At 45.8% G+C, this 19,616-nt stretch carries 18 protein-coding genes and 1 tRNA gene; 8 read left to right on the forward strand and 11 right to left on the reverse strand.

What is annotated here, in order from left to right; all coding sequences use genetic code 11:
* Positions 1–2 precede the first annotated feature (2 nt).
* Complete coding sequence (locus tag DW205_RS14045) at positions 3–1,364, forward strand: hypothetical protein (RefSeq protein ID WP_005866058.1); 1,362 nt, start codon at positions 3–5, stop codon at positions 1,362–1,364.
* A gap of 102 nt (positions 1,365–1,466) precedes the next feature.
* Positions 1,467–1,937, forward strand: a complete 471-nt coding sequence (locus DW205_RS14050; RefSeq protein ID WP_005866059.1) for a toxin-antitoxin system YwqK family antitoxin — start codon at positions 1,467–1,469, stop codon at positions 1,935–1,937.
* 178 nt (positions 1,938–2,115) lie between these two features.
* Here the strand turns inward: DW205_RS14050 and DW205_RS14055 are convergent, their stop codons facing one another.
* The 10 genes from DW205_RS14055 to DW205_RS14100 all read right to left on the reverse strand — a co-directional run bounded on the left by DW205_RS14055 (position 2,116) and on the right by DW205_RS14100 (position 12,684).
* Positions 2,116–2,544, reverse strand: coding sequence for an RNA-binding S4 domain-containing protein (locus DW205_RS14055; RefSeq protein ID WP_005866061.1), 429 nt, complete (start codon positions 2,542–2,544; stop codon positions 2,116–2,118).
* Between the two features lie 21 nt (positions 2,545–2,565).
* Complete coding sequence (gene pth, locus DW205_RS14060; RefSeq protein WP_005861960.1) at positions 2,566–3,129, reverse strand: aminoacyl-tRNA hydrolase; 564 nt, start codon at positions 3,127–3,129, stop codon at positions 2,566–2,568.
* A gap of 85 nt (positions 3,130–3,214) precedes the next feature.
* On the reverse strand, positions 3,215–3,799 hold the full coding sequence (locus DW205_RS14065) for a 50S ribosomal protein L25/general stress protein Ctc (RefSeq protein ID WP_005861962.1): 585 nt from the start codon (positions 3,797–3,799) through the stop codon (positions 3,215–3,217).
* Between the two features lie 136 nt (positions 3,800–3,935).
* Entirely contained in the window at positions 3,936–4,727 is a 792-nt protein-coding gene (locus tag DW205_RS14070; RefSeq protein ID WP_005861964.1) for an SDR family oxidoreductase, read from the reverse strand.
* Positions 4,727–5,950 (reverse strand): NADH:flavin oxidoreductase, encoded by a 1,224-nt coding sequence (locus DW205_RS14075; RefSeq protein ID WP_005861966.1) that lies wholly within the window; start codon positions 5,948–5,950, stop codon positions 4,727–4,729. The genes DW205_RS14070 and DW205_RS14075 overlap by 1 nt, the downstream gene beginning before the upstream one ends.
* Before the next feature lie 36 nt (positions 5,951–5,986).
* Positions 5,987–6,280 (reverse strand): PG0541 family transporter-associated protein, encoded by a 294-nt coding sequence (locus DW205_RS14080; RefSeq protein WP_005866064.1) that lies wholly within the window; start codon positions 6,278–6,280, stop codon positions 5,987–5,989.
* A gap of 169 nt (positions 6,281–6,449) precedes the next feature.
* The gene (locus DW205_RS14085) at positions 6,450–9,569 is read right to left on the reverse strand and encodes an efflux RND transporter permease subunit (protein WP_005866066.1); all 3,120 of its coding nucleotides are present in this window, start codon (positions 9,567–9,569) and stop codon (positions 6,450–6,452) included.
* A 6-nt stretch (positions 9,570–9,575) separates the two neighbouring features.
* Positions 9,576–10,601 carry an efflux RND transporter periplasmic adaptor subunit gene (locus DW205_RS14090; protein WP_005866068.1) on the reverse strand — a complete coding sequence of 342 codons (1,026 nt, stop codon included), beginning with the start codon at positions 10,599–10,601 and terminating at the stop codon, positions 9,576–9,578.
* A gap of 46 nt (positions 10,602–10,647) precedes the next feature.
* Positions 10,648–12,039, reverse strand: coding sequence for a TolC family protein (locus tag DW205_RS14095; protein ID WP_008778062.1), 1,392 nt, complete (start codon positions 12,037–12,039; stop codon positions 10,648–10,650).
* A 42-nt stretch (positions 12,040–12,081) separates the two neighbouring features.
* Positions 12,082–12,684 carry a TetR/AcrR family transcriptional regulator gene (locus DW205_RS14100; protein WP_005866074.1) on the reverse strand — a complete coding sequence of 201 codons (603 nt, stop codon included), beginning with the start codon at positions 12,682–12,684 and terminating at the stop codon, positions 12,082–12,084.
* Between the two features lie 311 nt (positions 12,685–12,995).
* Between DW205_RS14100 and DW205_RS14105 the strand changes: the two genes are divergently transcribed.
* Entirely contained in the window at positions 12,996–13,901 is a 906-nt protein-coding gene (locus DW205_RS14105; protein ID WP_005861981.1) for an AraC family transcriptional regulator, read from the forward strand.
* Here DW205_RS14105 and DW205_RS14110 read toward each other — a convergent pair.
* On the reverse strand, positions 13,896–14,432 hold the full coding sequence (locus DW205_RS14110; protein ID WP_005866076.1) for an HdeD family acid-resistance protein: 537 nt from the start codon (positions 14,430–14,432) through the stop codon (positions 13,896–13,898). The two genes, DW205_RS14105 and DW205_RS14110, sit on opposite strands and share 6 nt — an antisense overlap.
* A gap of 183 nt (positions 14,433–14,615) precedes the next feature.
* On the opposite strand from DW205_RS14110, the gene DW205_RS14115 reads away from it, so the two are divergent.
* The 5 genes from DW205_RS14115 to DW205_RS14140 all read left to right on the forward strand — a co-directional run bounded on the left by DW205_RS14115 (position 14,616) and on the right by DW205_RS14140 (position 19,587).
* Complete coding sequence (locus DW205_RS14115; protein ID WP_005861985.1) at positions 14,616–15,704, forward strand: acyltransferase; 1,089 nt, start codon at positions 14,616–14,618, stop codon at positions 15,702–15,704.
* Positions 15,705–15,817: 113 nt separating this feature from the next.
* Positions 15,818–16,837, forward strand: a complete 1,020-nt coding sequence (locus tag DW205_RS14120) for a L,D-transpeptidase (RefSeq protein WP_005866078.1) — start codon at positions 15,818–15,820, stop codon at positions 16,835–16,837.
* A gap of 34 nt (positions 16,838–16,871) precedes the next feature.
* Positions 16,872–17,612 (forward strand): murein L,D-transpeptidase catalytic domain family protein, encoded by a 741-nt coding sequence (locus DW205_RS14125; protein ID WP_005866080.1) that lies wholly within the window; start codon positions 16,872–16,874, stop codon positions 17,610–17,612.
* A gap of 59 nt (positions 17,613–17,671) precedes the next feature.
* Positions 17,672–17,746 (forward strand) — tRNA-Pro (locus DW205_RS14130).
* Positions 17,747–18,252: 506 nt separating this feature from the next.
* Complete coding sequence (locus DW205_RS14140; RefSeq protein ID WP_005866082.1) at positions 18,253–19,587, forward strand: TolC family protein; 1,335 nt, start codon at positions 18,253–18,255, stop codon at positions 19,585–19,587.
* Positions 19,588–19,616 lie beyond the last annotated feature (29 nt).

The raw sequence follows: 19,616 nt of genomic DNA on the forward strand, positions 1-19,616 counted from the left end.
TTATGAACAAGTTATTATTAAAAGGTGTGGCCGCCGCTTTCTGTATGGCCACGATGTTTGGAACAACCGCTTGTGGCGACGATGATGATCTCGTAAATGTAGAGCCGCCTGTAGAGGAAACTCAAGATGTTATATTGGAAGGTGAGATTACCTCGGATATGACCTTGAAGGCTGCTGATAACAACCTGTTGAGAGGTTTCGTATATGTGACGGATGGCGTGACCTTGACGATCGAGCCGGGAACGGTAATCAAGGGGGAGAAATCGTCTAAAGGCTCCTTGATCGTCGAGCGTGGCGGAAAGCTCATCGCCGAGGGTACGGCGGAGAAACCGATCGTGTTCACTTCCGACCAACCGAAAGCTTCTCGTACCTATGGTGATTGGGGTGGCTTGATTCTTTGTGGCAAGTCTATCGTGAATAATACGGCTGGCGAGGCTCAGATAGAGGGCGGTCCTCGTTCTTACTACGGTGGAAAGGATCCGGAAGATAACTCCGGTATCGTGAAATATGTCCGTATCGAGTTCGCCGGTTATCCATTGGAGCCAAATAAGGAGATCAATGGTTTGACTTGCGGTGGTGTTGGCCGTGGCACTACGATCGAATACGTGCAGGTCTCTTTCTGTGGCGACGACTCATTCGAGTGGTTTGGCGGTACGGTAAACGCAAAACACCTGATTGCTTACAAAGGTTGGGATGATGAGTTTGATACGGACTATGGATTCCAAGGTAAATTGCAGTTCTTGTTAGGCGTTCGCGACCCGAAGCACGCTGATACGTCCAAGTCCAATGGCTTCGAGTCTGATAACGACGCTGATGGTTCCAATAATACTCCACTTACCACTCCGGTCTTTTCTAACGTGACCTTGATCGGTCCGTTCTATGGTGAATCAGCTGGTAAAACGGAAAATGATATCTTTTATGTTACGGAAGACGCGGCTAATGGCGCTAAGGGTGGATCATTCCAAGCCGCTATGCACATCCGCCGTAACTCTTCCTTGAATGTGTATAACTCGATTTTCGTGGGTTGGCCATACGGTTTGTATCTGCAAAACGCAAATGTGGGTGCGGTTGTTAAGAATGTGATCTTCGCCGGTATGTGGGAGAATTTCAAGGATGAAACTAGCCAAAATTACTTTCAGACAGCAGACTTGAGCAACCTTACTTACGCTTCCAGCAATGATATCATCGCTAAAGATGGTGACTATACATCGATCGTAGCGGATAAGATTGACGGAGCGGATTTCTCTGATACGGCTTTGAACGACGCTTTCTTCGAGAAGGTATCTTATAAGGGAGCTTTTGATGGCAAGAATGACTGGGCCGCTAACTGGACCAACTTCGATCCGAATAACACTGAATATTAATTTAGCTTGACTTTGAATAGGCTGTGAATTTGTTTGGGGCACTGAGGTATCCGGAAAGATCCCTCGGTGTCTTTTCGCATATAATTTAGATAAGAATGTATCATGAATAAAAAGCTATTGTTATTTTCTGCTTTTATGGCGGGGGCCTCATGGACCGTACAAGCGCAAGACTTGGTTTTAAGCGAAGGACAGTATTATACCGATGCCACGCAAACCACTCCATATACGGGTCGTTATACGGAATTTTATGACGATGGTATGCTTAAGATGGAGTTATATTTGAAAGATGGCCGTCCGGAGGGAACTTACGTGATTTATTATCCGAGTGGCAAGATCGCCGAGGTGCGTTCCTATTATCATGGGATCTTTCACGGAGAATGGCGTACATATAATGAGAACGGACAGCTGATCGGCCTGGCTTCTTATAAGGAAGGGCAAAAGGACGGCCCTTGGCGTATCTGGAGTGATAAGGGAAATTTGTTGTATGAGATGTTCTATACGGCAGGGAAGAAATCTGGTGTCTGGCGTAGCTGGGATGAGGAGGGGAATCTGCTTTCCGAGGAGAATCAATAGGGATAATTGCCGTTTACATACCGTTGTAACGCCATTTACCTCTAATGGTAAATGTTTTTTCCTCTAGAGGTAAATGGCGTTACATCAGTATGTAAACAGTTTTACCTCTAGGTGAAAATACTTTTACTTCTTGATGAAAATATTGGTAAATGTAATTAAATGGAAATCAGCATGCTTACTACTCTTCCTCTTCTCCAAAGTCGAACTCGAAATCGAATCCGTCATCCATGAATTCCGGCTCAGTGAATTGCTCCAGTTCACGACGGTCTTTCTTGGTAGGACGTCCGAGACCTTTCGCACGGTTCACGAAACCGGAGATACGGTTCATCTCCAGAATCTCATACTGATCCGGGGTTGTCACGTTCTCCAAGTAATTCGGGACGAGCTTCGCGCCCACACGATTCTCGATCAATCCGATTACCTTAAAAGAGAAGGTGATCGGCGGTTTACGCACTTGGATCACATCGCCAACCTTGATCATGCGGGAAGGTTTGATCGTTACTCCACCTATCATGATACGCCCTTTCTTGCAAGCTTCCGCGGCTATCGTGCGGGTCTTAAAGATACGGGTCGCCCACATCCATTTATCGATACGTACCTCGTTCATATCTGTATTCTCAGTCTCTTTTTATTTATTATTAAATTGATTCATCGTAATCTGGATGCCGGCGAGGCAGAAGCTCTTGATGATCTCTGTCGCACGATCCAATATCTCTGGCATCAATTGCAATTCCTCTGGGGGAAATTTCCCTAGCACGTAATCGATCTGTCCGCCCCGTGGGAAATCGCTGCCTATGCCGAAACGAAGGCGGGAATATTCCTGCGTATTCAATAACTGGGCGATATTCTTCAACCCGTTATGCCCGGCGTCGCTACCCTTTGGTTTCAGACGTAAGGTTCCGAATGGCAATGCCAGATCATCTACGACGATCAATAGATTTTCCACGGGAATGTTCTCTTTTTGCAACCAGTACCGAACGGCGTTGCCGCTGAGGTTCATAAAGGTATTCGGCTTTAGCACGATCAAGTCACAGTTTTTCACCCGTATGCGTGCGATTGCCCCGTATCGCTCCTCAGTGAAATTGCCTCCTACGCTCTCTACCAGATGGTTGACAACCCGGAAACCTATATTATGGCGGGTTCCCCAATATTCGGAACCGATATTACCAAGTCCTGTTATCAAATATTTCATTATCCTCGAATCTATAAAAGAAAGGGGAAGAACATTCTATGAATATCCTCCCCTTCATGTATTGTAATAATGTTTTTACCTCAGATTATCCTTTAGCCTGAGCACCACGAGCGGCACGAGTCAATTGAACGGCGCAAACAACAGCGTTTTTAGCGTTCATCAATTCAAGACCTTCGAAGTGCAAAGCACCTACCTGCATAGTCTTACCTAAGCCAAGGTGATCCACATTAATCGTCAACTTTTCAGGGATTTGATCGTATATAGCTTTCACTTTCAGTTTTCTCATTTGAAGAGACAACTTACCACCGGCTTTAACACCTTCTGCGTGACCTTCCAAAACAACCGGAACTTCCATTACTACGGCTTTGTCCTTAGATACTTCCAAGAAGTCCATGTGAAGGATTTCGTCAGTTACAGGTTGAAACTGCATGTCCTTAACGATTGCCATCGTCTTGTTACCGTCAATGCTTAACTCAACAACGAAAATCTCCGGAGTGTAAACCAACTTACGAACGGCTTCTTTTGTAACCGTGAAGTGAGTTACTTTTTCGCCACCGTATAATACAGCGGGAATTTCATTGTTCTTACGCATTGCCTTCAAGGCTCTTTTCTGATCAGCGGAACGAGCGACGATCTCTCTTCCTTTTCCTTCTAACTCAAATGTCTTCATTTTCTTTAATTTTTGTGTTACTCAAAATTAGTTATTTTGCTTCCTAATTTCCCATCACACGGTACGGGGCTAAAAAGCGGTGCAAAGATACGATTTTTGTTTGATGTGACAAATATTTCGCATGTTATTTGTCGGATTATCGATCTAGCTTCACTAATTTCGTGGTTCGCATGATCCAACGGACAAGGCCGTGGGGGAGGAGCATTACGAGGGGTGTGCATATTTTGTTGAAGAGGCCCGGTAATAGGGAAGCCCGGTGGTGAAACAAGGCATTAATCCCTTTTTTAGCCAGTTTTTCCGGACGCATCATGATACCTAGGCGGATCGCTAAGGTCTTTAAGTTGTCGCTTAGGTTATATAAATTCGTGGCGACGGCGCCGGGACAAAGTACGGTTACGCTTACTCCATAATCCAGTAACTCTGAACGCAAGCCTCGGGAGAAGCTTTTCAAGTATCGCTTGGTGGAAGCGTACAGCGTAATTCCCGGATAAGGTAGCCAACAAGATAGGGATGACATATTGAGGATATATCCATGACGCCGTTTCTTCATCTCTTGCCCGAAATAATAACAAAGCTGGGTAGGAGTGGTCACGTGGAGGTAGAGCATTTTCTCGACGATGTTGGCCTTAGCTTGTAAGGTCTCGCAGAAAAAAAACATACCGGCGTTATTGACCAATACCTCTATTGGGATGTTTTTCTCTTGGCAAGTATCATATAGCTCCTTGGCCGCCCCGGGGATCGCCAAATCACGATAAAGCGGCAAAACTTCTATACCATATTTCTCGGAGAGAAACTCACCTTTCTCCCGGATCGCCTGCTCCTCATTGCTGACGATCACTAACTGATAGCCTCGTGAGGCTAGTTCCTCGGCATAGGCGAGACCTATTCCGGAGCTGGCCCCCGTGACTAAAGCCCATTTCTTTTCCATTATTTATATTCAAGCCTTTTGATTTCACGTACGATACATTCCGGAAGACCTTTCACGTTCTTATGACAGACCATATCCTCACTATACATACGGGCGATACAATAGTTGCTATGCCCACAATCGCAACGAGCGTGCTCGTCTTCTTTCATACGGTTGACGAAGCCCGGCTCGTTCACCAAGGCACGTGCCATGGCCACAAACTCGAACCCGTCGTTCAGTACCTCCTCGATCTTGTCTCTGGAGACCAATCCTCCTACGTAAATAAGAGGTAAATGTAAGGCTTTGCGGAATTTCAACGCATCTTCAAGGAAGTAAGCCTCCTTAAACGGTTCCGAGGGAATCATATATTTACCTACCATGCGGATTCCAATCGGTAGATAGCCGCGAGGCATATAATACGCCATCGTACGGATCGGCATTTCTCCCCGCATTACATACATGGGGGCACGGCTCACGAATCCGCCGCTTAGTACTAAGGCATGCGCTCCGCATTGGTCTTGGAGTGTACGGGCTACTTCTAGGCATTCGTCTATTTCAAGTCCTCCCTTGAACCCGTCCCGCATATTGGTCTTTACGGTTACGGCCATGTCGGAACCTGCTGCTTTCATCACCTCTTCCATACACATTCTCATGAAGCGCATACGGTTCTCAAGGCTTCCTCCATATTCGTCTTTCCGGTGGTTGGTATACGGGGAAAGGAATTGGCTGATCAGATAACCATGCCCGGCATGGATCTCGACAGCGTCCATACCTGCCTCACGTGCCAATCGTACGGCCTCGCCGTAGGCACGAGCCATGGAAGCGATCTCGGATTGTCTCATACCTCGTACGATCGTGGGAGAGTAGAGGTTGAAACCGCTGGACGCTGAAATAGGCGTGCATCCGCAAATCCGCTTATGCGACATATTACCACAATGGCCTAACTGGATGGAAGCGGCGGCTCCCTCTTTATGGATAGCGTCGGTGAGCTTGCGGAGGCCGGGAATAATATCCGGACGCATCCACAGCTGACGCTCGAACGACAAGCCGCTTTGCGTCACGGCGGCATAAGCTATGTTCGTCATGCCGATCCCTCCGGCGGCTACGGATGTGTGATAGTTGAATAACTGCTCCGAGGGAGCGTTTCCCGGGCACATACTCTCGAATGCGGCGGCCCGGATCGTGCGGTTCCTAAGTGTTAGCGGACCGATCTTACCGGGTGTAAACAGGATTGATTTGTCCATATCAATAGATTAATATAGTTGTTTCGAAAAATTAAGTTAGATGGTTTTCTCTATATTCCAGACGAAGGCCCGAAGCCCTTGCGCTTCCGTTTCCTTGTCTAAGTTGTGTAGGATTTCCAGAAAATGATCGACCTTCTCGTCTTCTACCATCGTAAGGATAGCTGAATTCAAGGTAGGCCAAGCGTGATTGCCGTAATGTGGCTCGCCTGTTTTACTTCCCCGTCCTTGCACGACATCCCAATAGGTAAAACCTTTAAGGTTATTACGGTCCATGATACTGACGATAGCTTCGTAATACGCTTGATTGAAAGATATAAATATCGCTTTCATATAGTTGTTTTTATGAGATCGCATATCCGTAGGGAAGCTTTTCTTACGATGGGCATTCAAGACAGCTTATAATGGGCATCGTAAGCACCTTACAATGGGCATTGTTATGACCTAACAATGCCCATCGAGGTTTGCTTGGCCTCAGCTTCCCTATGGTACGCAAAGATAATTAATTATTTCGTAATGCCTTCCTTATTTTACGGCGTCTTCGTTTTACGCCGTTGGCAGCGAATACGGCATAGACCGTCGGAACAATAATCAAGGTAATCAAGGTGGATACGGAAAGACCCCAAGCCACAGTCATACCCATCGAGCGCCACATCTCGGAACCCTCGCCGGTTCCCACCGCCATCGGGATCATACCCAAAACGGTCGTCAACGTTGTCATCAATACCGGACGGAGACGGGATTTACCGGCAGTCACTACCGACGTGATAATACCCATGCCACGCTCCCGGCATAAGATCGTATAGTCGATCAGCACGATACCGTTCTTAACCACGATACCCATCAACATGATCACGCCGATCAAAGCCATAACGCCCAATGGTGTCTGCGTGACCGCCAATCCCAATACGATACCTGTAAAGGCGAACGGGATAGAGAACATGATCACGAACGGGTCTACCAACGACTCGAACTGGGCAGCCATCACGATGAATACCAAGATGATGATCAATACCATCAAGATACCCAAATCGGTAAATGTATCCTGCTGGTCCTCGAATGTTCCACCCAACTGCCAACTTACGTCGGATGGGATATCCATTTGTTTCAACTCGTTCCGGGCGGCGGCAACCAAGTCGCTCAATGCCGCTCCCTTACCCGCTACGGCAGATACGGTGATCACACGCTCACGGTCTTTACGCTCGATGGTCGGGGGAGTCATACGTTCCACTACCTTGCCTAAATCACGGATGCGGATGCCTTTGCCTTCATTGTTATAGATCAAAATATTCTCAAGATCCTCTACGGACTCACGGAACTCTGGGGCGTAACGTACCTTGATATCATACTCATCTCCATCCTCACGATATTTTGAAGCGGTGGAACCATTTACACGATTTCGGAGATACATGGAGGCGGTTGTTACGTTCAGCCCGTTGATGGCCAGTTTCTCCCGGTCGAAGTCGATCTGGTATTCCGGGATATAATCCTCACGGCTGATATTTACTTGCGAGCATCCTTTTACATTTCTCATACGACGGGCGATCTCATTCGCCACGGCATCCGTCTGGGCGAAATCAAAACCATAGATCTCGATGTTAACCGAGGTCTCTCCACCCATAGAACCTTCCTGCCCTCCGGCGAGTACCTCGAATTTCTTGATCTCGCTGTATTGGGCTAAGTCCTGCCGCATCAACTCGCAAATCTCGGTAAGACCTCTCTCACGGTCGCCCACGCTAGTCAGGTTTATATTGAACTCGATAATATGCGTACCGTTATTGCTTAGCTGTGCGAAGGTATTATCCGTATCCGCCGTACCTTCCGTGAAGTTACTGATCAGTATCTCCGGATATTTCTCACGGAACTTCTTGTCGATGTCGAGAGCTAACTCACGGGTAATATCCTGCCGTGTACCGATCGGCAACTCAATCGTTATACCGATGCGTGCGTTATCTTGCGTCGGGAAAAATTCCGTCTTGATGACCGGTATCAGCATCATACTGCCGATGAAGATCAGCGTAGCGCCTACGATCACCGTTTTCCGGTGGCGTACGGCCCAGTTCAAGAAGCGTCCGTAACTGCGATCCAAGGCGTTCAATCCCTTTTCGATAGGCGTGAAGAACATCCGGTACAATTTACCCTTCTCCGGTTGCTGGCGTAATAACTGTGAGCAAAGCATCGGGGTCAATGTCAAGGCACCTACCGTAGAAACGATCATGATGATACTAACGATCCATCCCAACTGCTTAAATAAGATACCCGCCATACCCGTAACCATCGTCAACGGCAAGAACACCGCCAACATCGTAAGGGTGGAGGCGATAACCGAGATAGCCACCTCGTTCGTGGCGTGTATGGCGGCCTGTTTCGGCTGGCTACCCCGCTCGATATGGGTCGTTACGTTCTCCAATACCACGATAGCGTCGTCCACCACCATGCCGATAGCGATAGAAAGTGAGCTCAACGAGATAATGTTTAACGTATTACCCGAGGCCAGCAAATAAGCGAAAGAAGCGATCAAAGAGATCGGGATGGTCAAGATAATGATAAACGTGGCCCTCCAACGTCCCAAGAACACGAATACCACCAACATAACGATGATAAAGGTAATCATGATCGTCTCTTTCAAGCTATCGATCGTATTCAAGATATTCGTGGAAGTATCCATGATTACGTCCAGCTTCACGTCTGAGGGTAAGCTAGCCTGTATCTCCGGAAGTTTCTGGTGTACCTTCTTGGCGATGTTCACCGAGTTCGCTCCGGACTGTTTCTGTATGACGATCATACCACCTTTCGTGCCGTTGTTGAACGTCTCTTGCGCACGTTCCTCGATACTGTCTTCTACACGGGCCACGTCACGCAGATATACGTTCTTTCCGTTCTGGCTACCGATCACTAGGTCTAGCATCTGCTTAGCGTCCGTGAATTCTCCTTGAACACGCAAGGAGTAGGTATTAGAGCCGATATCTACGCTACCTCCCGGTGTATTCCGGTTCTCTTGTGCGATGATGGTAGAGATACCTTCGATGGTCTGGCCGTAAGCCTCCAACTTGTACGGGTCGCAATACACTTGCAACTCACGGATCGGCGTACCGGAGATAGACACGGCACCCACGCCACTGATACGGGCCAATGGGTTGGATACCTTATCGTCCAAGATCTTGTAAAGAGCGTTCGTGCTCTCCTCCGCAGTCACGGAAAGGATCAAGATGGGGATATCATCCGTACCGAACTTGAAAATGATCGGATTCTCTACGTCATCGGGTAGGGAAGACTCCACCATGTCCAGTTTGTCGCGGACATCGTTCGTGGCAACATCGATATCGATGCCATAATTAAATTCCAACGTTACGATCGATATATTCTCACGGGATTGCGACGTGATATGCTTCAAGTCGCTTACGCTATTCAACACGTTTTCCAAGGGCTTCGAAACATTCATCTCGATATCCGAAGCGCTGGCGCCGGGATAGGCCGTCATCACCATGATGGTGTTCGTCTCTATCTCCGGAAGCAAGTCCACTGATAACCTGCTTAAGGAAAAAAGTCCGAAGATCACGATCGCCACAAATACAAGGGCGGTCGATACGGGCTTTCTTACCGCTGTTCCATATAAACTCATAGTCTGTTATTCGTTTTCGATTTCAACTTCCATACCGTTCGTCAGGCGGCTTTGCCCGGTGATAACCACTTGGTCGCCATCCTCCACTCCGGATATGATCTCATATTTATCACCCATACGGCGTCCTAGCTCCACCTTCTGGTAGGATACCTTGCCGTCTTTGCATACATAGATATACCGGTCGCCGGCACCTGATTGTTTTACGATAGAGCGATCCGGAGCCACCACGTGATCCATATGGCCGAAACTCATCGTCACCCGGGCGAACATACCCGGTCGCACTCGCTCATCCGAGTTGGCGATCTTGATCTCCACGGGGAACGTGCGGGTAGAGGGATCGATCGTCGGGTAAACTAAGTTGACTTTACCCTTGAAAACCTCGTCTCCGTACACATCCAGCCGGATGTCTACCTCATGGCCTTTCTTCACTTTCGTAAAAAGACTCTCGGAGACATTCACCATTAATTTGACCGGACGGATTTCCTCTACCGTATAGATGGGGCTTCCGCCGCTGTACATATCGCCGCTATCGTAGTTGCGGGCGGTTACGACTCCGCTGATCGGGCTTAGCAATTGGGTGTTCTCCACCAAGTTTTTATACGTCTCGCGAGCCACTTCCAAGGAAGTCTTTTGGGCATCCCAAGCGGATTTGGAAGCACCGCCTACCTTATACAACTCGTCGATACGTTTGAACTCGATCTCTTGGTTATCCAATTGTATCTTCGCTTGCTTTAGGCTTGTAGCGTCCATCTTGGCCAATAACTGCCCGGCTTTTACATGGTCGCCTACCTCGGCGAAGATTTTCTCGATACGGAATGGGGTTTGGGGAGCGATATTATTTTTGATATTCGCTTCCACCGTAGCGGTAAATTCACTGAGTTGCTCCACGTCTTGAACAGAGACCGTCTCCACTTTCACCTTTACTTTCTCATTCTGTGTTTCCGTGGCTTCCTCACTCTTATTACCCGAGCAAGACATCAGCAGGGCCAATGTAGCTATCGGTATTACTTTCAGCATTTGACTTGTCTTCATATAATTGTTCCTAATTATTATCTATTAAACTTTCAATTTTTAATTTTCAATTCATCTGTCCGTTACCCAATACTTTCTCCAGATCCGCCTTCGCTACCATATAGTCGTAGATAGATTGGTTGAAGTTCAACCGGGCCTGCGTCAAGGCAAGTTCGGCATCGTTCATCTCCAGCCATGTACCGGCTCCGGTGTCGTACCGTTTTTGCGAGATCATATATCCCCGTTCCGCTTGCTCGACTCCCTTTTGGGCGGCGTCGAACTTCTTGATACAGGTATTCATATTATCTATGTACTGTTTAACGGCCAACTGCAAATTACGCTTGGTATCGTCCCGTTGCAGGTTTAGTTGGTCGATGGAGACTTTCGTCTGCTTTACCTTATAAAATTTACTACCTCCGGAGAAGATAGGAACCGATAACGTGATACCGATCATCGAATAGGGGTTCCATCTGTAATTCTTGAACTTGAAGTCATTGTTCATGGCACTCCATTGATATAGACCGGTCAGCGACAAGGTCGGCAGATAATCGAATTTCTGCATGACCAGCGTCTTTTTTAGCTGTTCCGCCTGAAGGTCTAATTGTTTCAAGTCGGTATTCTCGGATAAGGTTGTATCCGTGGATAGATAGTCGGCGAAGAGGCTGGACTTGAAATCCGTCAGTTGCCCGTCGCAATCGATATTTAAATCCAGATCCATACCCAATAACGCTTTTAACTGCCATTTAGCCAAGGTAAGGGAGTTCTCTGCCTGCAACAGATTAGGCTCTGTATTCTTTACCGTCACATCGGCACGTATCAAGTCGTATTCAGCTACGGTTCCCTGTTCATACTTCCGTTTGATATCCAGATAATTCTCCATGGCATTGTCGTAACTTTGCTTGAATACCCGGTAAGAGTCGCTTGCCAGAAGGACGGCGTAAAAGCTCTTTTTCACTTGGTTCACCATCGCTATTTTAGAAGAGCGAGCTTGCTCCACCGCCAATTCCACGTCTAAGGCCGAGATACTCAAGCTTTTCCATAAGGAGGCGTTCACCAGTGGCATGGAAGCGTTGAAGCCCAAGCTCCAGTTGTTGCTACGTCCTACCTCGAAGCCCTCGTCCATACTCGACATGTCCGTGCCTTCGGGCAAGCTGCCGCCTCCCATGTCACCCATGTCGAAATCCATATACATCACCTGTTTCTTCAAGGTACGGTTGTAGTCCCCCGCAAAACTGATCTGCGGAAATAGAGAAGCGTACGAGCCTTTACGTGCGTACTTTTTCTTCTGTATTTCTTTATCGGCAACTTTTACGGTCGGGTTCTCGCTAAGGGCGATCTCTAGCGCTTTCCCAAGATCCAGTTTCAGGGTGTCTTGAGCCAGAACCGGTCTCGCCGCCAGAAAAGGCAATACCATAAATGTGACCAACATCATTTTTCTACTCATCAATAATCGTTTCATTTAGGATAGATTTTGTCTGTGATTAAACTCATTAAGTGTTCGCTATAAATCATAGGATTGTTTGAGATCGAATCGGTCTAGGATCGCTCTTCCCTTCTCGGTACTGATTCCTTTCAGGAATGTGAGGAGGATCGTGTTGTATACCTCGGTGATGGAATGCTTGCAGAAGACATTGGAAGGCCGCAACATCTTCGTCTGCTCTTTCACCAGTAAGGCCATGATCTCGAAGTTGATCCCCTCTTGGAACACGCCCTCTTTAACGCCCCGTGTGAACAAGTCCATACACCTCTTACCCATTCTCGCTTTATTCATCTCTATTTTTTGTTGGGCTTTCGGATATTTCTTCAAGTCCTCGTAAAACTTCTCGTTGAACCATCTCGGGTTTTTCATCATCTCCTCATAGAAGAGCAGGATTACTTCCAAGGCATTGAAAGGTTCTTTTTCCAGTCCCGTCAGATATTGTCCGAGCGATTCGGAATTGTGATCGATCCCCTCGATCAGCAAGGTTTCCTTGTCCTCGAACGACTCGTAAAGTGTACGCTTGGAGATGCCAGCCGCTTTCGCTACATCATCCATACTCACACTCTTGATGCCATATTGAGAAAAAAGATCGAACGCCGTATTAATAATCTGTTCTTTTATCATATTCGTTTTTGTTACGTCAAAAGTAGCCGGGGCAATCCCCGTATACAAGTAAAAAGCGCTGACTCGTCCGTTGGAATCGACCAATGACCGGATATTCCCGTCGAATCTATTCGCAAAGGTCTGATATATTTAGAAAACCAGAAAGGTTTATACTGTTACGGTATTGGTATGGAATGAAACAGGATATTGTCAAAAATTCTTGTTATTCGTTCAATTTTGGATGAAAATTGGTTAAAAACGAAATAGTGGGTGGTCTTTGGCTTTTTATTTCTATCTTTGTCCGAGGTGATAATAAAAATCTACAGATAGATATGAAAAATTTACCTTTAATTGAAGTCACTGAGTTAATCAAGGGAATTGAGTCCAGCGACAACTTTCAAGATGATTTATCGATAGCGGATCTGAACGGAGATTTGATTAATTACGAGGAAAAAAGGCTGGAGCATTCCACCCCGATGCGTTTAAATGCTTTGTTGATGATCTTGGTACAGGAAGGTACTGCCGATATCTCGGTAGACTATATTCCATATAAGATAGAGAAGAATACGTTTATAACCTTGATGCCGACTCATATCATACAGGTATCGAAAGTGAGCAAAGATTTGAGAGGGCGTTTGTTGATCGTGTCCAGATCTTTTCTGGATGGATATACTACCCCGGCAGGGAAAAAGAACTCTATGGTGCATTATATGCAGATCCGTAAGAATCCATGTGCTGCGATGAGTGCCGAGGAGACTGAGCATATATCCGGCCAATTCTCAATCTTACGGGAAAAGATGAAGCTGCGTACCCATTTTTTCCAGAAGGAGGCTCTCCAAAACGCCTTAGTCGGTTTCTTTATCGAGTTGGCTAATATCTTTATGGGTAAGAAGGAGCTGATGACGGCACCTACACTCTCCCGGAAGGAGGAGCTTTTCGAGCAGTTCCTGCAATTGCTTTTCGAGCATTGCAAGGAGCAGCACGTCGTTACTTTCTATGCCGAGAAATTATTTATTACCCCACAGTATCTTTCGCTTATCTTGAAAGAGCTAACGGGTAAATCAGCGAATAAATGGATTGACGACGCCTTGATCGTCGAGGCCAAGATGCTGTTGAAGGCCCCGCAAGCCACGGTTCAGCAAGTAGCGGATATACTCCACTTCTCCGATCAATCCACTTTCGGTAAGTTTTTCAAGAAGCATATGGGTATATCACCCATGGAATACCGGAAATCATAATCCGGTATTTTCTATACGCTTGCGGAACTTATACCAGTTGATCAACTCACAAGCCCCGTAGAAAATGCTGGCTACACCGAAGATTACGAATGTATTTGCCGCCGCCCCGAACGGGTAGGCAAGAATCATTACTCCGGTTATCAAGATCAAAGCCGGCATCAGGTAGAACCCCAACGGTACATTGCTCCATTTCCTTGCGGATATCAATGAAACCAATTGCTGTACACCGGCAATTACCAATAAGGCTCCGAGTACGTACATTAATATATTCACGAAGAACTCGGGCATGATCACCAACCACGCTCCGAACAGTACGCTTCCCGCTGCCTCGATAGGAAACATCGGTTTCTCCCCGTTCTCGTTCTTCGGTCGGGTGAAATAGCTGAGGATAGCGAATAATCCCGGTAAAATGAATAGTATACCGATCGTGATAACCAGATAGGTTATGGCTGCTTCCGGCCATAATACCAAAACAAACCCTAATACCATCGCGAATGCGCTACGTAAAACCGCGCCATTAATAGATCTCATATGTTTTTATTTTAGATTTCACTTATAATATGACAAAGGTATATATTCTTTCCGACTTTTTTACCTTTGTGCGCCATAAAGCAGTATCAGGAAAAACATCGAAATATATCCCTCTTGAATGCATGCTTCGCGTAAAAAGACAAACTTGAAATCATCTAACGAATAATAATACTAAAACAAAAAATGAAGCGTATAGTTTTTTTGGATTACGTGCGTGTGTTTGCGTGCTTCCTTGTCATGGTTGTCCACGCCAGTGAAAACTTTTATGGAGCTGAGGGCTCCACGGATATGGTGGGACCGCAATCTTATCTGGCCAATGAGGCCGATCGGTTGTGGGTAGCCGTATACGATGGTTTCTCACGCATGGCGGTGCCATTGTTTATAATTGTCTCCGCCTTTCTTCTTGCGCCGATGAAGGCAGGGCTGACCTCTTGGCAATTCTACCGTCAGCGTTGTATCCGCATCTTACCGCCGTTTTTCATATTTATGATACTATACAGCACTTTACCCTTGCTGTGGGGGCAGATAGATGCCGAGACATCATTGAAAGATATATCGAGAATATTCTTGAACTTTCCTTCACAGGCTGGACATTTGTGGTTCATGTACCCTTTGATCAGCCTCTATTTATTTATACCCGTAATATCGCCATGGTTGAATAAAGCCACGGCGAAAGAAGAGCGTTTTTTCATCGGCTTGTTTCTGTTGTCGACCTGTATGCCCTATCTCAATCGTTGCTTCGGCGAGGTGTGGGGACAATGTTTTTGGAACGAATACCATATACTGTGGTACTTCTCCGGTTATTTAGGATACCTCGTACTGGCACATTATATACATGTCCATCTTACATGGAACCGTTCTAAACGTCTGGTTATCGGAATCGCCTCGATGGTCGTCGGTGCCTTGCTGACGATTTATTCCTTCTATGTCCAAGCGATACCCGGAGTAACTCTTGTCACACCTGAGATAGAGATCGGATGGGCTTTCTGTACGATCAACTGTGTGCTTCTTACGGCGGGTACGTTCCTCGCTTTTACTTGCATAGGCAATTCGAAATCTCCACGACTCATAACAGAGATGTCTAAACTCAGCTACGGTATGTACCTTATGCATATATTTTGGCTCGGATTGTGGGTAACGGTGTTTAAGCACGACTTAGCCTTGCCTACTGTCGCCGCCATACCATGTATTGCGGTAAGTACATTTATCTGCTGTTATGTGACGACAAAGATTATCTCATTAATACCGGGCAGTAAATGGATTATAGGATGAATATAGGATAGCTCTGTCATTTGGCGCGGTTACTTTGTAAACAAGATGATAAGATTACCTGTTATTTGGAAAAAATCGTATATTTACGATATTCAAATAAATCCCGGGTAATAATGATGACGAGAACAGTTTTTATACTTTTGATATCGAGCCTTTGTACGCTAAGTTATTGTACGCCGAGGACCGAGCCTGCTCAAACCGAGGTCTTAACTCCTGTGGATTCTATATCGAAGGATTCCGCTGTGATCATGGAGACTTTGCCTCCCCATATCGAAATAGAGAAAGAGCTGCTTTACGATAAGCATACTTTAGAAGATACTTACCCCTATAAAGATACGACACGGGAGTTCCAGTGGGAGAAAATGAAAGAAAGATTATCCTTATTGGAGTCGATCCAAAAGGAGCCGTCTCAATGGGCGATCTTGCAGAACTATAAAAACAGGAATGGAGAGGCTCCTCTTGTAAAAGTCTTCAAGAGAGATGCCTATAAGAGGGTTTCCGATACGCTTGGTGTAGAACGCTATCAATCCGTCCCGCTTTATTTGCTGACTGATACCGTGATTCCCGAGATCTATGGACGTGACGGTAGCTTGGTTCGTATCAAGGCGATGGATGAGGATTCTAAATTCGCTCGTATACAAACCGTGTATGATGGGGAGGAGGAGTGGTATGCTCCGAAGAAATATATCAAGCAAATAGGGGATACGGTAGTCTTCGATAAGGCGATCTTCGTGGATCGTCATAACCAGAATATCGCGACCTTGGAGCACGTCGGCTCAAAATGGTTGGTTCGTAGCATGAACCCTGCGACTACCGGACAGCATCGTCCTCCTTATGCGCAGGAAACCCCGTTGGGAATGTATGTTCTCCAAGAAAAAAAGTCTCGCATGATCTATTTGGTAGACGGTTCCAAGGAGACTGGCGGATTCGCTCCTTATGCCAACCGTTTTACGAATGGGGCGTATATCCATGGCGTACCGGTCAACGCTCCTCGTAAATCGTTGATCGAATATAGTCCTTCGTTGGGAACGACACCACGGTCTCATATGTGTGTGAGAAACGCGACTTCGCATGCGCAATTTGTTTACGATTGGGCGCCTGTTAATAAGACGATTGTTTTTGTATTAGAATAAAAATCATAACTTTGCGGCGTTATTGTTTTTGAGTATGCGAAGGATTTTCTTGTATTTGTTTTTTATTGTCTTGTCTGTAGGTTCAATTTCAACCGGTGGCGTTTTGCGTGCCCTATCTCCGGAAACGGGATCAACGTCTGTGGCGGTTATGGGGCGCCAATTATATGAGGAGATGCGATTGGATCAATGGGTTTGTTTCGATGCGTTTATGCAGGGGCTTAGAGGTTCCGAGAAGATTGATCGGAAAAATAAGGATATCCTTACATTGATCGATTTCTCTAAACCTTCTACGGCGGAGCGTATGGTTGTATTGGATATACGGCAAAAGAGAATACTTTACACCTCTTTGGTTTCTCACGGTAAGAATAGCGGAGGGAATTATGCGACCTCTTTCTCGAACGAGAACGGTTCCCATAAAAGCTCTTTAGGATTTTATCTGACGGAAAATACGTACCAAGGCCGGAATGGCTATTCGCTTATCCTAAATGGATTGGAAAAAGGAATAAATGATTTGGCTAAGCAAAGGGCGATTGTAATTCATGGCGCCTCTTATTCCGATCCTTCTGTGGCAGCTTCCTCGGGTCGGTTAGGACGTAGCTTTGGTTGCCCTGCGTTGCCTGTATCTGTCAGTAAGCCAATTATTAATACGATAAAGAATGGAACCCTTTTATTTATTTACGCCAACGATAAGAACTATCTGACGCAAAGTTCCATTCTATCCACTCAACAAGAAAATGATATTTTTCATGAAAAAAGTTACCAAAAAGTTTTGTAGTTTAAAATAAAGGCGTACCTTTGCACCGCAATCAGAGATAAACACTATGAATTGCAAAACGGGGTGTAGCGCAGTCCGGTTAGCGCACCTGCTTTGGGAGCAGGGGGTCCCAAGTTCGAATCTTGGTACCCCGACTTAGAAAAAGGGAAATGGTTGGTATTCAACTGTTTCCCTTTTTTTGTGTCCTGCCCTTAAATCTAAAGGATAGTCAACGATTGTAATCAAAACAATTGTTCGTATCTTCAAGTAAAAAACATTCTTCTTACTATATACAAATATAATTACTATCTCATCTATTTCCTGATTATCGCCGTGGAATATATAGACCACGTCGTGATTTGTATATTCCACGTCTTGATCTGTACAGACCACGTCGTGGTTTGTAGAATTATACAGTATGCGCATAAAAATTCATAGGCTATCGAGCAAGAATTCATATAGGAGCGGAGCGTTTTTTGCTTAGGGAGAAGAGGAGACGCTCTTACGTGTCAAAGTGGGAATAGTGTCAAACAATTAGACAGCGTTGTCAAAATATTGGACAGTTCTAAAAGAATGGCTTTTTGTTATCTGGTTGTTGTTTAGTTGTTTATGTGTTTTGGCACGTTCTTTGCTATTATTTTAAGTAGAAAATAATAGAGCAATGAAACAAATATTACTTACAACAGTTCTTTCTCTCAGTTTCGCTACCGCGACGGTGGCCCAAGAGAAACTTTGGACTTTGGATGAATGTATGCGCTATGCCGTGGAAAACAGCCCATCGGTTAAAAAGCAAGTTTATACATCAGATACGTATAAGGCGGAACGGAATGCCGCTGTAGCTTCTTTTTTCCCGGCGGCATCGGCTAAGGTCGGAGCGCAATATAGTTTTGGCCGTTCGATTGACCCTGCGACCAATACCTATGAGAATACTTCTACGTTTAATAATAACTATGGCCTCGACGCTTCTATTCCTATTTTTACGGGCGGACAGCTGATCAATCAATGGTTGATGGCAAAATCCAATCGCCGTATGGGAGTTAATGACATCCAGAAAGCGAAAGATGATTTAGCGATGAAAACCATGCAGGCTTATATGGATGTGGTATATTATAAAGGAACGATTCGTATGGCGGCCGAGAAATTGGAGGAGAGTAACCGTACCTTATATAAGACTCGCCGGCAAGAAGAGCTGGGTTTGAAAGGGAAAGCGGATGTAGCTCAATTCGAGGCTCAAGTAGCGGCCGATGATTATACATTGACCCACCAGCAGAATCTTTTCAATACGGCCTTGCTTACCTTGAGGGAATGTATGAATTATCCATCTGATTTAGAACTGGAGGTGGATACTTTATTACCTGATATCAATTATGTCCCGGAAGTAGAGAACGTGGCGGAGATTTTCGCTTATGCGTCCGGGAATAACCCTACCGCCTTGCAAGCCGAGTATCAATTAACGCAAAGTAAATACCAATATCGTATTTATAAAGGAAAGTTGCTGCCGAGTATTTATTTGAATGCCGGAATCTCTACGAGTTATTTCGAGAACTTGAAATCTGATAAGGCCCCGGAAGTTTTCAAGGATCAGTTTAAAAATAACCGTGGTGAATATGTCTCTTTTAGCCTTAGTTTCCCCTTATTCGATGGTTTGAGCAGATTAACGAACGCTCGTCGCTACCGTAACAATATGCGGATCGCACGGGAGACAAGAACAGAGGTCTTTCGCCAGTTGCAGACAGCGGTAGAGCAATCCGTCTTGGATCGTGAGGGATACGCTAAAGAGGCCATACAGATGGATAAGAAGGTGAGATCGGATGAGTTGGCTTATCGTGTTACCCTACGGAAGTACGAGGAAGGCCTGATGAGCACGCTGGATGTACAGACAAGCGCGAATACGCTGTTGGAGTCCAAGGCCAATCTGCTTCAAAAGCGATTGATGTACTTATTGAAAAGCAAGTTGGTAGATTATTATAAGGGCAAGCCTCTTATCAATGAATAAGAATTGAGAACATAGAATTTAGATGATAA

It is taken from the genome of Parabacteroides sp. AM17-47 (assembly GCF_003434625.1).
Taxonomy (GTDB): Bacteria; Bacteroidota; Bacteroidia; order Bacteroidales; family Tannerellaceae; genus Parabacteroides; species Parabacteroides distasonis.

Bases quoted from the DNA above. Each gene is read 5' to 3' on its own strand.
- DW205_RS14045 (WP_005866058.1), top strand. From the start codon at position 3: ATGAACAAGTTATTATTAAAAGGTGTGGCCGCCGCTTTCTGTATGGCC.
- DW205_RS14050 (WP_005866059.1), top strand. From the start codon at position 1,467: ATGAATAAAAAGCTATTGTTATTTTCTGCTTTTATGGCGGGGGCCTCA.
- DW205_RS14055 (WP_005866061.1), bottom strand. From the start codon at position 2,544: ATGAACGAGGTACGTATCGATAAATGGATGTGGGCGACCCGTATCTTT.
- pth (WP_005861960.1), bottom strand. From the start codon at position 3,129: ATGAAATATTTGATAACAGGACTTGGTAATATCGGTTCCGAATATTGG.
- DW205_RS14065 (WP_005861962.1), bottom strand. From the start codon at position 3,799: ATGAAGACATTTGAGTTAGAAGGAAAAGGAAGAGAGATCGTCGCTCGT.
- DW205_RS14070 (WP_005861964.1), bottom strand. From the start codon at position 4,727: ATGGAAAAGAAATGGGCTTTAGTCACGGGGGCCAGCTCCGGAATAGGT.
- DW205_RS14075 (WP_005861966.1), bottom strand. From the start codon at position 5,950: ATGGACAAATCAATCCTGTTTACACCCGGTAAGATCGGTCCGCTAACA.
- DW205_RS14080 (WP_005866064.1), bottom strand. From the start codon at position 6,280: ATGAAAGCGATATTTATATCTTTCAATCAAGCGTATTACGAAGCTATC.
- DW205_RS14085 (WP_005866066.1), bottom strand. From the start codon at position 9,569: ATGAGTTTATATGGAACAGCGGTAAGAAAGCCCGTATCGACCGCCCTT.
- DW205_RS14090 (WP_005866068.1), bottom strand. From the start codon at position 10,601: ATGAAGACAAGTCAAATGCTGAAAGTAATACCGATAGCTACATTGGCC.
- DW205_RS14095 (WP_008778062.1), bottom strand. From the start codon at position 12,039: ATGAAACGATTATTGATGAGTAGAAAAATGATGTTGGTCACATTTATG.
- DW205_RS14100 (WP_005866074.1), bottom strand. From the start codon at position 12,684: ATGATAAAAGAACAGATTATTAATACGGCGTTCGATCTTTTTTCTCAA.
- DW205_RS14105 (WP_005861981.1), top strand. From the start codon at position 12,996: ATGAAAAATTTACCTTTAATTGAAGTCACTGAGTTAATCAAGGGAATT.
- DW205_RS14110 (WP_005866076.1), bottom strand. From the start codon at position 14,432: ATGAGATCTATTAATGGCGCGGTTTTACGTAGCGCATTCGCGATGGTA.
- DW205_RS14115 (WP_005861985.1), top strand. From the start codon at position 14,616: ATGAAGCGTATAGTTTTTTTGGATTACGTGCGTGTGTTTGCGTGCTTC.
- DW205_RS14120 (WP_005866078.1), top strand. From the start codon at position 15,818: ATGATGACGAGAACAGTTTTTATACTTTTGATATCGAGCCTTTGTACG.
- DW205_RS14125 (WP_005866080.1), top strand. From the start codon at position 16,872: ATGCGAAGGATTTTCTTGTATTTGTTTTTTATTGTCTTGTCTGTAGGT.
- DW205_RS14140 (WP_005866082.1), top strand. From the start codon at position 18,253: ATGAAACAAATATTACTTACAACAGTTCTTTCTCTCAGTTTCGCTACC.